Annotated in this window: 15 protein-coding genes; 5 read left to right on the top strand and 10 right to left on the bottom strand. The window is 32.9% G+C overall.

What is annotated here, in order from left to right:
• Positions 1 to 747 precede the first annotated feature (747 nt).
• Positions 748 to 1,557, top strand: coding sequence for a peptidoglycan recognition protein family protein (locus F8154_RS04775; protein WP_151860458.1), 810 nt, complete (start codon positions 748 to 750; stop codon positions 1,555 to 1,557).
• A 472-nt stretch (positions 1,558 to 2,029) separates the two neighbouring features.
• Here the strand turns inward: F8154_RS04775 and F8154_RS04780 are convergent, their stop codons facing one another.
• The 7 genes from F8154_RS04780 to F8154_RS04805 form a co-directional block, all read right to left on the bottom strand.
• Positions 2,030 to 2,461, bottom strand: a complete 432-nt coding sequence (locus F8154_RS04780; RefSeq protein ID WP_151860459.1) for a hypothetical protein — start codon at positions 2,459 to 2,461, stop codon at positions 2,030 to 2,032.
• A gap of 529 nt (positions 2,462 to 2,990) precedes the next feature.
• On the bottom strand, positions 2,991 to 3,755 hold the full coding sequence (locus F8154_RS04785; RefSeq protein ID WP_151860460.1) for a MerR family transcriptional regulator: 765 nt from the start codon (positions 3,753 to 3,755) through the stop codon (positions 2,991 to 2,993).
• A gap of 84 nt (positions 3,756 to 3,839) precedes the next feature.
• Positions 3,840 to 4,517 carry a helix-turn-helix domain-containing protein gene (locus tag F8154_RS04790; protein WP_151860461.1) on the bottom strand — a complete coding sequence of 226 codons (678 nt, stop codon included), beginning with the start codon at positions 4,515 to 4,517 and terminating at the stop codon, positions 3,840 to 3,842.
• Between the two features lie 263 nt (positions 4,518 to 4,780).
• The gene (locus tag F8154_RS04795; RefSeq protein ID WP_151860462.1) at positions 4,781 to 5,443 is read right to left on the bottom strand and encodes a Type 1 glutamine amidotransferase-like domain-containing protein; all 663 of its coding nucleotides are present in this window, start codon (positions 5,441 to 5,443) and stop codon (positions 4,781 to 4,783) included.
• A gap of 61 nt (positions 5,444 to 5,504) precedes the next feature.
• Positions 5,505 to 5,663, bottom strand: a complete 159-nt coding sequence (locus tag F8154_RS15035) for a hypothetical protein (RefSeq protein WP_192930166.1) — start codon at positions 5,661 to 5,663, stop codon at positions 5,505 to 5,507.
• Positions 5,664 to 5,741: 78 nt separating this feature from the next.
• Entirely contained in the window at positions 5,742 to 6,206 is a 465-nt protein-coding gene (locus F8154_RS04800; protein ID WP_151860463.1) for a hypothetical protein, read from the bottom strand.
• Positions 6,207 to 6,346: 140 nt separating this feature from the next.
• Positions 6,347 to 6,862, bottom strand: a complete 516-nt coding sequence (locus F8154_RS04805; RefSeq protein ID WP_192930167.1) for a CGNR zinc finger domain-containing protein — start codon at positions 6,860 to 6,862, stop codon at positions 6,347 to 6,349.
• 146 nt (positions 6,863 to 7,008) lie between these two features.
• On the opposite strand from F8154_RS04805, the gene F8154_RS04810 reads away from it, so the two are divergent.
• A complete protein-coding gene (locus F8154_RS04810) occupies positions 7,009 to 7,455 on the top strand; it encodes a DUF6144 family protein (RefSeq protein WP_151860465.1) in 447 nt (148 codons plus the stop codon).
• A 324-nt stretch (positions 7,456 to 7,779) separates the two neighbouring features.
• Here the strand turns inward: F8154_RS04810 and F8154_RS04815 are convergent, their stop codons facing one another.
• The gene (locus tag F8154_RS04815) at positions 7,780 to 8,457 is read right to left on the bottom strand and encodes a hypothetical protein (RefSeq protein WP_151860466.1); all 678 of its coding nucleotides are present in this window, start codon (positions 8,455 to 8,457) and stop codon (positions 7,780 to 7,782) included.
• Between the two features lie 336 nt (positions 8,458 to 8,793).
• On the opposite strand from F8154_RS04815, the gene F8154_RS04820 reads away from it, so the two are divergent.
• A complete protein-coding gene (locus F8154_RS04820) occupies positions 8,794 to 9,393 on the top strand; it encodes a TetR/AcrR family transcriptional regulator (protein WP_151860467.1) in 600 nt (199 codons plus the stop codon).
• Between the two features lie 224 nt (positions 9,394 to 9,617).
• On the opposite strand, the gene F8154_RS04825 is transcribed toward F8154_RS04820, so the two are convergent.
• Complete coding sequence (locus F8154_RS04825) at positions 9,618 to 10,037, bottom strand: DUF1801 domain-containing protein (RefSeq protein ID WP_151860468.1); 420 nt, start codon at positions 10,035 to 10,037, stop codon at positions 9,618 to 9,620.
• 592 nt (positions 10,038 to 10,629) lie between these two features.
• Between F8154_RS04825 and F8154_RS04830 the strand changes: the two genes are divergently transcribed.
• Positions 10,630 to 11,148, top strand: coding sequence for a dUTP diphosphatase (locus F8154_RS04830; RefSeq protein WP_151860469.1), 519 nt, complete (start codon positions 10,630 to 10,632; stop codon positions 11,146 to 11,148).
• Between the two features lie 130 nt (positions 11,149 to 11,278).
• Here F8154_RS04830 and F8154_RS04835 read toward each other — a convergent pair whose 3' ends face one another.
• A complete protein-coding gene (locus F8154_RS04835; RefSeq protein WP_151860470.1) occupies positions 11,279 to 12,250 on the bottom strand; it encodes a PLP-dependent cysteine synthase family protein in 972 nt (323 codons plus the stop codon).
• A gap of 192 nt (positions 12,251 to 12,442) precedes the next feature.
• Between F8154_RS04835 and F8154_RS04840 the strand changes: the two genes are divergently transcribed.
• Complete coding sequence (locus F8154_RS04840; RefSeq protein ID WP_151860471.1) at positions 12,443 to 12,991, top strand: helix-turn-helix domain-containing protein; 549 nt, start codon at positions 12,443 to 12,445, stop codon at positions 12,989 to 12,991.
• The last annotated feature ends 144 nt before the right edge of the window (positions 12,992 to 13,135 follow it).

Consider the following 13,135-nt stretch of genomic DNA (forward strand, 5'->3'; position numbering starts at 1 on the left):
TTCGATTTTTTATAATTTTTAACAGAATTTTATGTACCTGTTAATAAATAATTTACTAAGTATAATTCGACAAAAATTAACAATTCACTTAATTTTAACATTAAAGCTCACTAGTTATCAATAACAAAAAATAAACATGTTTATCTCAGCGGCGATACTAAGACTCCCGCTTCTTAAGTGGGAGATAAGTGCCGCCAAGCTTTCAAATAAGTGCGACTAGAGTTAAGGTGGAGTAAAAACTCCATCCGAACTAAGTTTTCTTTATTTTAACTCTATTGAAATAACAAGGATACAGCTTTGAAGGCTACAATAAGAATTTATGTCTGTCAATAAAGACCTAAACACTAGTTAATATCTAATGTTTAGGTCTTTATTGACACAGGAGAACCGTCCCCTTGTGTCCTGTGTCTGTGTTCTTGGTAGTCTCTATAATCTGTCATTTTCTTTAAGTGCTGCACAAGGAAAATTACAAAAAATATAATTTTATTGCAAAAAAATGTCTACCTTTATGTGTCTTCTTACATATATTTAAAAGGGGAGATTCTGTTGTACTAGGAATGGCACTCCCACAAGACATGTAATTAAAGCATATTCCACTCACAGGCATCTAGCCTCTCAATTAACAAGAAAGGGTGAATAAAATGGCAGACAATAAAAAGCTATTTGGAACAATAGAACTAGAAAAGTGGGAAGAGTTCACTGAGGAAACGGAAAAGGAACTTAGTAATGGAAAGGGGGATGACGAAATTGAGTAATAGTGCATTGGTGAAACACACCAACATCTCTCCTAATAAAACCAGCCCCCGTACCAACACTATTAGAAAAGTCACAATCCACCATATGGCTGGTAATTTATCTATTGAATCTTGCGGTAGAGTATTTGAAGACCCCAGCAGGGATGCCAGTAGTAATTATGGTGTTGGGACAGATGGGCGTGTGGGATTGTATGTTGAAGAAAAGGATCGGTCATGGTGTAGCAGTAATGCCACAAATGACCATCAAGCCGTAACTATAGAAGTTGCTAATAGTTCCATCGGTGGGGATTGGCCAGTAAGCGCCACAGCTTATAATGCTATGATTGACTTGACTGTAGATATATGCTGGCGAAACGGTATCAGTAGTCTATCATGGACTGGAAATTCCAGCGGTACCCTTACTATCCACAAGTTTTTTGCAAGTACCATATGTCCTGGCCCATACTTGGAGAGTAGGATGCCTAATATTGCAAGCAGTGTAAACTCAAGACTCACTGTCTGCAATAATATTAGGGCCGATGTTACAACTCAAGCAAACAGACTCCAATCTCAGGGCATTATTAATACTCCAAGCTACTGGACCCATAACTTTGCAGCAATTAATTATTTAGGTGAGTTTATTATTAATATGGGGATGGCACCTAAAAACAGTAGTCCGTTAATTATAGCTAATGTTGATGCTGCCATAGATCACTTAGCATCAAGAGGAGTGACCAACTCCCCCGCCTACTGGAAGGAGAACTATGACAGACTTCTTTACCTTGATGAATTAATTGTTAATGTAGCAAAAAGAATCGACTAATTAAGTAACAATTGTTTATATCCATCTGGGTTGTATAATATTGTTGATTGGTGTTTATCTATATGCAATGTTGCGGTGGGATAGTTTCACCTATCCTGCCGCAATGGTTTTAGATACTATGGTACGCCTTTCTGTTGTAACTAAAATATATTTCTAGGTAGCCAGAGCAGTAATAGTTAATCAATTTGTTTGATGTTACACATTTAAGGGAACAAAGTCGTATCATGGAGCATTTAAATAAAAAAAACAAAAGCTTGGTCTAAAGGAGCTTAGAGAATGAAGTAAAGATTTTGTGTATTATTTATTACATTAGCTATAATACTTCCCTTTGGAGGCTGCGATACAGCTAAGCCCCAGCCAGTACAAGTGAAGCGCCACCATTGTCTTGGGACAGACTCTTTGAGTTTTAATCAAAGTACCTATCCCTCTATCCTTTTTAAAGCATGGCAAACTAAAGGTCTTGCCACTATCATTAGTGCAGAAATCTTTTTAATTCTTCTATATTTCTCTGTTCAAATTGTAATAGCTGGTTTCCTAGATCAAGTATTTCTTTATCTGCATCATTATATTCCTGTAATTTTTTCGTTATATCTACCGTCCCCATTGTGCTACCTTGTATTAGCATCTCCGAGATATGGGATGGACTCTTATTTAATAAGGTTTTTAGATTAATCATCATATAGGATGAAGCCTTTGAGAGTGGATTTATACCCTTTGCATCTTTATCCATTTCTTGAATCTTTGTCTTTGCCTTATTATAAATCTTTTTATACTCATTGAACTGTGATTCTAAATTTTGCTTAAAGGTATCATCCTCTACTATTGGAATTAATTGATTTATTGCATCCTGTCCCATTTCTGAATTCTGATGTATATAGTTTAGTAGTTCTATATTACCTGTCATCGTTAAAAACCTCCTTTTTAACTATTATGTGTGGATATTTAGTATTTATTCACAACACAACAACACAAGGGGACGGTTCTCCTGTGTTCTTGTGTTCCTACAAACCATCATCCATAACCTTGAAAGAATGCCTTCACAATAAATAAAAATTTTGCTAGATTTAGTAACTTACACAATTTTGATGTTTTACAAATAGTTAGGTGGCAGAAAAAAATATATTAATTAAATCCATAAAAACCAATTTAGCTCAGCGGTATTACTAATACTCCTGCTTATTAAATTGGAGATAAGTTATTCCAAGCTAGAAAGTAAGAGGAACTAAATTTTCTTTATAGGTGTGTAATTTTAGGTAACATAAGATAAGCGCCCCATCGTGCTTTATTTGAAGCAATGGGATAATGAAGAATGTAAAACTAAGAATGAAAACTAAAGAGGGTCTAAGAATGAAGAAACTCTTAATTATAATATATTATAGAAAAGAGCTTGAGGAGTACTCCTCGAAGCTCTTTTGTGCTACAGTATAATTATTCTATTTCTTTATTCCAGTGTAAAAATGAATAGCATCCCTTAAAAAGGCTGCTGTACCAGGCTGGTTCTTATCATAGTAGGCTGTAAATCTTTCATCATCTACGTACATTTGAGCCAATCCTCCATGGGCTTCTTTATCGTAGTAGCCCCAGGCCATAGTAAGCCATTCCTTATGAAGCTCTGCTGTCTTCTGTGCCAGATCACCTGCTGGATTCCCTGTCTTAAAAGCTTCAGCTAGGATACTTAAAATGTCCTCACCTATTTTTTGCATTTTATCATATTCTTCCTTAGTCATATTCTTCCAATGGTTATTGGACTGTTCCATAGCTTCATCACTGAATTTTTTCCTTACTTCCTTTCCATACCTTCTTTCATTATCTTCAATCATTTTCTCCTTAAAGCCTTGGAATCTCTCTTTGTCACTCATCTTATAACCTCCTAATGCCGATTCAATGGTTTTTTCCACATTAGCAATCAGCATATCTATTTGATATTTTTTTTCTAGGAGCTTTTCATGATGTTGTCTCAGTGCCTCTATAGCATTAAACTCAGGATCTGTTATGATTTTCTTAATGGCCTCCAGGCTTATACCCAATTCTCTAAAGAATAATATCTGCTGTAGCTGTTTAACCTCTGTCTCACCATAAATTCTATATCCCGAAGAGTTGATCCTTGCCGGCTTAAGGATTTCAATCTCATCATAGTATCTTATGGTTCTGCTGCTTACTCCTGCTAATTTGCCTAGCTTTTGCACTGTATACTCCATCAGAACACCTCCCTTATCTTAAATATACACCTTTACGTTGCGTCAAGGTCAACACTAAAAGAAAAAATATTTATTACCTTAAGATTATAAGCTAAATTCTACCTTAACACATTTTCCGATTACTTTAGCTTTATTTAAATCTGAAATTTCAGGATTCTCCCCTTTAACACCGGTAGATATAACCACCCTATTGTTTTGTTCCCTTCTTAATTGTCGTAGAATTCTTTTGTTGTTTACCTCAATTAGATAAACACTTCCGTTATGGATTTCCTTTGTCAATGAAATGGTTATGATATCATTTCTTTTAATACGTAGAGCCTCCATTTCATCATTATGAACTTGAAAAAACATCAGCTTCTCCCAATGAAAACCCTCAATTTTCTTATCAATAATAGGTAATTCCTTAAATCCAACAACCTTTTTATTGGCAATATCATAGATTGGAAATTTCTTTATAATATTAGCTAAGGCATCGGCCCACTGATGGGTTGGCTCTATAGGAGTATATGCTTCCTTTTTCTCTTCTTTAATTTCCTTTACTTTAACAGGTAGCTCCTTTTCTTCTATTTGGTAGTAAACTGAATCAAGCTTTACTCCCAGCTTATTAAGAATATTCTCTGCTACCTTTTCGTTAACTACTTTTTTCCCGGATTCTATTTGAATAATATAGGCCTCGGATAATCCACACTTCTTGGCCAGTTGTTTTTCAGTTAATTTAGACTTTAATCTGACTTCTTTAATAATTGCTGCTAAACGATTCATATAATCACCTCGTTGGATATTTGGATAGATACTAACTCTATTATAGCAATACTATATACAGGTTAAAACCATTAATCACCATGATGGTGGTTAAATCAAGTGAAATAAATGCACTGGCTTTTTAAACCATAGTTTGAAATCAGTTAACATGTAAAGGTCAGAGCACAAGGGGACAGTCCTATACCAGTGAAAAACTGGTCTAGGGCTATCCCCTTGTGTTTATAAGAAAACTATTTCAGTTGAGCCATAGACACTCAGCACAACTAAATCGTCTGATCCAGCTTCTGAATCTTTGAGTGGGAAATCAAATATACATTTCCTAAAATGTCTATTTTATCTCCTTTTACACGTACAGCGCAATCTTTGTTCGATGCATAAACATTCATTTCTTCTGATAAGGGATCTAGTTCTCCTTTAATCTGTGTAATGTTATTTTCAAGATCAAAATGAGACAGGATAGAAAAATTGTCAAGGCCGATACCGTCGCAAATAAAGCTTTTTTCACCTTTATAGCCAGTGTATTTCGAGCATAACCATTTAGCGGACATGTTTATCGCACCAGCGCTTGTTCCCATTACAAGGGCTCCACTTTTTTTAATCAAATCCGATAATTCATATTCAATCAAAATACCGTTCAGTTCAACGGGACTTCCACCCAATAAGAATATGACCGAAGCCTTTTGAATTAGCATTTGAGCTTCTTCCTTCTGTACTCCATAATCAATTAAATGATATTCATCAAATTTAAGGTTGGCCTGGTTAAGCCACGAGCCTTCAGTAGCACCAACTTCCTCATCTTCATGAAGAAATGGATTTGCGCTAATCATAACAAGGGATTTTCTATCAGTTATATCCTCATTTAACAACCTGACCAACTTCTCAGGTAAACCATCATTAAACCAACCCAAATAATAATGAGTTTTCATAAGTACCTACCTCCCTAGTAGAATTTATTAATTGTATAAACCCATAAAATCCTCTAAATATCTAAATGCTTACATTATATTCATCTCTTTTTTCTTCTCTAAGAGCAATTGACCTCCCAATACAGGCAAATATAATTAAAATCAAACCTGTTAACCATCCTCCTAAGCTAAAAATTGGAGGTCCATATAGTGCTAAAGCTGTACCTGTTAATATAAGCACTGCTGTTGATGCAGAGATCTAATAAGTAAATCCCAAGAATTACATTTAATATTAAGATGTGCATACGAAACAGTGTCTTCAATCATTTTTTTTCTCATGCCTGTTATTGTTTAAGCTTAGAAAGAACATAATAATTGATATAGGTAATAAAACATAGTTTGCAATTCCTCCTAGAGGAGCTCCATGCAATAAAACAGGTGGTTTCATTGCTCCAACAGCCATTCTTCCTAATGTTTCTAAGAGTAATAATAAATAAAAAAGTGGTATAAGTGCTCTATACTTAAATGCTACCAAAATCTGAATAAAAGCATATAGTAGCTGTGAAAGTCCCCATAGTCCAAAAGCGAAAATAATGTTCTCCCCACCCTTTGATAAGTCCAGCCCAGCTATACTCCCTGAACCACCATCTGGCGCAAAAAAATGAATAGAGCTTCTTACTGTACTGGCAATGGCTAAAATAACAAAAATCCATAGTGAGATTTTGCTTCCTTTATAATCGTTATTCACAGTTTTAGGCAATATATTATTAAGAATTTTATTCATTACCAGTCTTCCTTTCTTTGCATAAGTAAAATTTGTATTTCAAAGAAACACCGAAGGGGATAGTCCAAGACCAGTGAAAAACTTGTCTCGGACTGTCCTCATTGTCTTTTCCTATTGTCTCAACCCTTACATATATAATCTTACTTATTTTTCTGCTTCTCCCTAAATCTACGTACTTTCATAAGGTTTCCACATTTAGAGTCGCACCAACGTCTTGTCCTGCTCCTACTTTCATCATAAAAAACCCATCTGCAATCAGGATTCTCACAAATTCTTATTCGTTCATTATCATATTCAGCAAGAAACTTTACAAAGGATGCTGCTATCTCAGAAATAATCCACTTTATATCCCTAGTTATAGGAATTAATTGACTTGTGTATTCTCCATTACAATATATTAGTTTACGTTTAACTTTAGATAATCCAAGATAGTTGTTTATTTGATCTACATCTTTTTGATTTATTTCATTATAATAAAAAATTTTTTCAATATAATGAGTTATTTTCATCCGTAAATCTAAAAGTATGCGAAGGTTATCTTCAGTCAATTCAAGCTCTGCCTGTATATTCCAATAATCTAAAAATTTACCCATCCATTTAGGATCCTTTAAAGGCTCTGCATATGTTTTATGTGTATTGTACCATTGGCTATTCACAAAATCGATAAATAAAAATTCCATATGTGTAACCTCCATGAAATCAATTGACCATTACAACTGATTGTGTTATACTTTAATTGTATTTCAGTAACCCTCTATAGTCAAATTGAAGGTTACACTAAAAATTCGTGAGGTGATTTAATTTGGAAGCAAATGAAACGAGAAATTGGATTAATAATGTATTATCAGAAATCAGTAATTTAAATGATGATGAAGGAGAAAAAATATTAGAAAAATGCGGAAGATCCTGTTGTAGCTTATCGAATGCTCCACAGTTAGCTAAAGAAATAAGGTCTAAGGTAATTGATAAAGATGATATCAACCTACTATTTGAAACCTATAAGAGAGAAGTATACAAGAATTCTCCGCGTCTATATAAAGAAAATGATACCATTTATCAAGAATTTCACAAATGCGGATGTCCTATGGTAGAGACAATAAAAAATCTAGATCCGTTCTTATGTAATTGCACCAAAGGATATTCAAAGGCTATTTTTGAGGCATTGTTTGATCGACAAGTTGATGTTCAAATACTCGAATCCATATTAAGGGGAAACAAAATATGTAAACTTGCAGTTAAAGTTGTTTAAGGATTTTACATAGTTATTAATGTATAGAAACAAGTAAAGGTGTAGATTTATATATTTAATCCACACCTTTCTTATATTTTAATTCCTAAGATGTAAAAGACTAAATTGCCTAAATACCTCTAAAACTGATTTTCTACTGGTATTACATTTAATAAATTTCTACTATCTAATTCTATATATTTATTAATTTTAATAGCCCATTTTTCTTAGTTATAATCTAAAGGTTTATATTTGTTTTTATATGCTATTTTCTATATTTTTTTACGCAGTCTGACGGAGGCGTTGTGTCCATTAATAGTTATTTCAATGAAACAAAGGGTTAATTTAGCCAATTTTATACCCTGATTTTTCCCAAGCTTCTTTCATTATAGGGTTTCGCTTTATGTAAGCATCCCTAATAGACTTTGGCACCTTATTCATGGCACATGAAAAATTCGGACACTTTGAACACACTTCTCCCTTTATGGTCTGATGGAGTTGTATCATCATCACTAATAAAATAAAAGTAAATCCTATCATTGATATAAGTTCTACAGCAGTAGCATGACTATTGTAGAATACAAATATTCCATAGATGAAGGATGCTATTGGGAAAAAATCTACAAAACCACCACTTATTAATTGCAAAATCATTTCAGGCTTTGTAATTGGACCTGGGCGATACCTCCATATCTTAGGCATTCCATAAAGCGTATTGCAGCGTAGAAAGAATCCTTTCTCTGCATAAAAAGGACAGTGGCTACAGAGGAGTCTTGGTTCAAGAACTGCAAAATTTAGAAATACTCCTATAGCATATATGGTAATCAATACCCAATTTTGCATAAATGCACCTATTAAAAATAATCCTAAAAATGCTGTTGCTCTAAAAGTTAGATGATGAAATACAAATTTCTTTCTAAACTTTTTATCTGTTTTACATATTAGACTGCCTTCAATATTACAGTCTTTGCAGCTGTTTCCATCATCCCAGGTACAAATTGAATATGGATTTTTGGATTTCATAAAAATCACTCCTTTGAATATGATTAGTAAATTGTTAAACGATATTTTAATGACTCAGCTCAATGCTTACTAAAAACTATAAATAAACACCCCCTCACAGAAATAATGAATTCATTCATTTATGAATTTATTCATATTTTACCACGATTGATTTGTCTTGTCAAATCTAAATGTAGTATATTAATGAAGTATGATAAATATCGTACATAGAATCTAGAATTAAAATCCTGTCTAATCCATAGAATGAGTTGACATAGAAAATAATAAGGGATAATATATGGACATAGTCATATAAGAACATGACCATACAACAAACTTAAGCATTGGAGCGATATTATGAGTGGGTTGAGAGAAAGAAAAAAGAAAAACACCGAAGAAAAAATATTAAGTGCTGGGAAAGAGATATTGCTATCCAAAGGATATAATGACGCTACTATGGAAGAAATTGCTGATAAGGCGGAAATCGGTGTAGGAACACTCTATAACTATTTTAAATCAAAGGGAGAAATATTCGTTAAGGTTATATCAAAAGAGCTTTATTTAGACGAAAATAATAATGAAGAGACTACTAGCGTGATTGAGATGGTAATTTCTTATCTGTGGAAATATATAATGAATATGAAGTTATTTGGAAAATTAGTATGGCGCGAGCTTTTTGCAGTCATGTTTGCCAGTACAAAGACAGATGATTTAAATATTAAGGGATTGGTTAATATTGATGTGATATTTGTAAAAAAGCTAGAACAGCTTTTAGATAGTGCAATAGAAAAGGAAATGCTGCCGAAGGGCTTTGATTCTAAAGAAGCTTCTTATATCATTTTTAGTATTATATTTACTCAAACAATGATGTATATCTATATGGAGGAAATCAGCTTTGAGGAATTTGAAACACAGGTTAAAAATCAGATCACATTTCTTTTTGAAGGAAAATGTTAATATATGTTAATGTGGTCATATCTGCACTATACATGGTAGACGATTATACAATTAGTGAATTTAATACATGCTTAATCCACCTAAATTTACCGTTTATTTGTTTTATGCTACTCTATGAAGACACAGGGGACGTAAGACCTCACTAAAATTTATTAAATGGATATACATAGCCCTCCATATTATTAGTAAGGAGCATCTAGTCAGATGCCCCTTTTACTTTTAAACTATTGAGGGTATTTTTCCTTCAGAAACTTTAGGGATTGAGTAATAAGCTCCTCAAGAACATCTAAGTTTATATCCTCTAGCTTTTTTACATATACACAGGCTTTACCCGAGGTATGTTTCCCTAATCCTTTTAGCAGCTCTTCTCTTTCATCATCTCCAGTAGCAAAGTATAAGCTAAAAGCCTTTTTTCTTGGAGAAAAGCCAACAAGGGGTGCCTCTCCACTATGGCCTGATTCATATTTATAGTAGTACTTTCCAAAGCCAATTATACTATTCCCCCACATTTTTGCAGGATGCCCTGTTATCCTTTCAAAAATCTTTAGCAGCTTCATGGAATCAATTCTTTTACTTTCAGGGGTAACTGTATCTAAAAACTCTAATACACTTTCTGGGGTAGGTTTTGTTTTTGCTTTATACATGGTATACCTCCTTTCGCCATATTGAAGATATTTATAGAATTAATACCCCTCATCCTTATATCTAAATCAATTAAAAAGCTCTTCAGCCTATTATTTCCTATACTTACTTATAAAAAGATTATAGAGCATTTTAGTATTCAATACTATAAGAGTTAACATCTTCTCTCACAGTAACGTACATATAACCTCAGCTCATACGGCTCCCCTTTTCCAGCCTGCAAAATTAAAACATATTCTGCTTGCTCTGACTCTCACCCTTCATATCCTACTATTAATTTCCTAATTGTTAAACGTCAAATTAAAACTACCTATATAGGTGCTTTACGTCAATATAAAGAAAACTTAGTTTAGATGGAGTTTTAACTCTACCGGAACTCTAGTTCCGTTTACTTTTTAGCTTGGCGTCACTTATCTCCCGCTTAAGAAGCGGGAATGTTAGTAATGAGCTGATATAAATGTGTAGCTTTATATTATTACAAACATAAATCAATTTAATTATTAATAAAAATTTTTTTGTTTAACTTATCAACAAAATATAGTATAATTAGTACCAGGTACTAGAACAAGATATTATAAAGTGAGGTGTTTAATTATGGAGTTAAATATGGAATTAAACCAACTGTTTAAAATTCAAGAAATTATAGAAAGCAATATAAAAAATTCAACAAATATACCTGAAGATCTATTGGGAGAAGAGAACATCTTCGATTTGAAATTTCTTGCCCTTCAAGTTAAACTAGGTCAGTTGGCTAATACGACTAAATGCTATAAGTATCATAAAAATAATAGTTATAGGATACCAAAAGAAAAGTTAGTTTTACGCTACATTGATGTAATGAAATTTTTACTTTCCATAGGTAATGAACATAACTTTAATATAATAAACAAGGAAGTTATTGATAGTGTTGAACAACCAGAAGGTGTGATAAAAGCTTTTTCCCAAATATTCAGTGATATTATTAGATTGAAAAGTGAAATATTAGCGGGCACTTACATAAATTCTCTAAACATATATATTGAGTTATTTGCTAAATACATTAGTTTAGGAAATAATCTAGGACTAACCTTTGAAGAAGTATATGACTACTATTTAAAATATCATTCTTGTTAAAGCATCTCTTTTCTGTTAACACAACAAGACAAATGAGATTACAACCCTGAATGCTTTATAAAGTAAACTTAGTTCAGATGGAGTTTTTACTCCACCTGAACTCTAGTTGCACTAAACAAAACCAATTTAACTAAACATTGCTCCACAAATCTGTACTTAAATACTTTGTTCCTGAATCGGGTGTAAGTATTACAATATTTTTACCTTTAAACTTTCCTTTTAATAATTTAAGTGCAGCAGCTAAATTAGCACCACTTGAATAACCAGCAAAAATACATTCCTCACTAGCAAGAAGCTTAGCAGCGTTTAATGCCTCTTGATCAGATACCGTAATAAAACCATCTATAACATGTTGATTTTTATCTACAAAGTTAAGCTGCATATTATATCCACCACCTTGTATTGAATGCTTACCCGAAGAACCTTCTTCTGATGAGTAAAACGATGCATTATCTGGCTCTACTCCGAAACATTTAACGTTTGGATATTTCTTTTTTAATGCTTTTGATACACCTATAAAACTTCCTCCAGATCCCATAAAATCTACGAAAATATCTACTTTTGTCTCTTTCATTTGTTCAATTATTTCTGGTCCAATTTTATCTTCTCCTACATCCATTGTACTTGCATTAAAGAACTGATCTGCTCTAAAGGCATTATATTCCTTTGTCAGTCTTTGAGCTTCAACTTCAACTAGCTCTAAATCTTTACCAGATACTTGTCCTTTAATCGAATCTGGCATTTGATCTACAAGTACTACCTCAGCTCTAAATGCTTTCATCATTTTTGCTCTTTCAATTGAGTTACCTTTAGACATTACTGCAACGAACTTATATCCTTTTAATTTGCAAACAATAGCTAAACCTGTTCCCATATTTCCACTAGTTAGTTCTACTACAGTCTGACCTGGTTTCAAGATACCTTTTGACTCAGCATCTTCAATCATTTGTAATGCTACTCGATCTTTTTTACTCAATCCTGGCGAGAAAAACTCAAGTTTTGCATAAATACTACCTTCAATATTCTTAGTCAATCTTTGTAATTCAACTAATGGAGTGTTTCCTATAACCCCTAACATTGATGAATCAAAGTTCCTAATCATAACTATCTCCTTTCATGTTATAAATCACTCTTTGTTTGTTATAATATATCATAGTATGTTATAGCGCACAAGAGTTACTTAATATATTGCTATAAAAATGTGTTATAACGCATTTGTTGGAGTTAATCTATAGACAAATTTATAATATGCGTGATATCATATTTAATATCAGACATAAAGAAGGGATATTTTATGGATAAAATGAATAACATTATAGGACAAAACATAAAAGTAATACGTACTAGATATGGAATGACATTAGATAAAGTCTCCCAAATTACAGGTGTGAGTAAAAGTATGTTAGGTCAAATTGAGAGAGGAACATCCACCCCAACAGTAACTACTTTGTGGAAAATATGTAACGGGTTAAAAGTTTCTTTTTCAACACTTATGAATAATGATAATGCTGAAGTAGCTATTCTAAATAAGAAGACACTACCATCCTTAAAAGAAGATGAAGTACAAGCACTATATACATTTATACCATTTGATCTTTCAAGAAAGTTTGAAATGTACAACATGGAGATAAAAAGTGGAAAATCTCACTATTCAGAACCACATCTTGGTTCTATTGATGAGTATGTATATGTCTTATCTGGTAATGTTGAGATACATGTAGAAAATAAAATATACAAAATAGAGAAAGGAGATATGCTTCATTTCAACGGAAATTGTGAGCACCACTATGTGAATAATTCAAGTGAAGCAGTAGAACTAATGGTAATTATTGTTTACCAATAACACACAACCACAGCACACAACCACAGGCAACCACAGGGACGGTTCTTTTGGTTATTTTTTCTTATAAAGCTATATACTATAATATTATTACATCTCTCATACTTTCAATACTATGCTTCGATTTATCCCAGTAAGTCTGGCTAT

Source organism: Alkaliphilus pronyensis (assembly GCF_009017275.1).
Lineage (GTDB): Bacteria > Bacillota > Clostridia > Peptostreptococcales > Natronincolaceae > Alkaliphilus_C > Alkaliphilus_C pronyensis.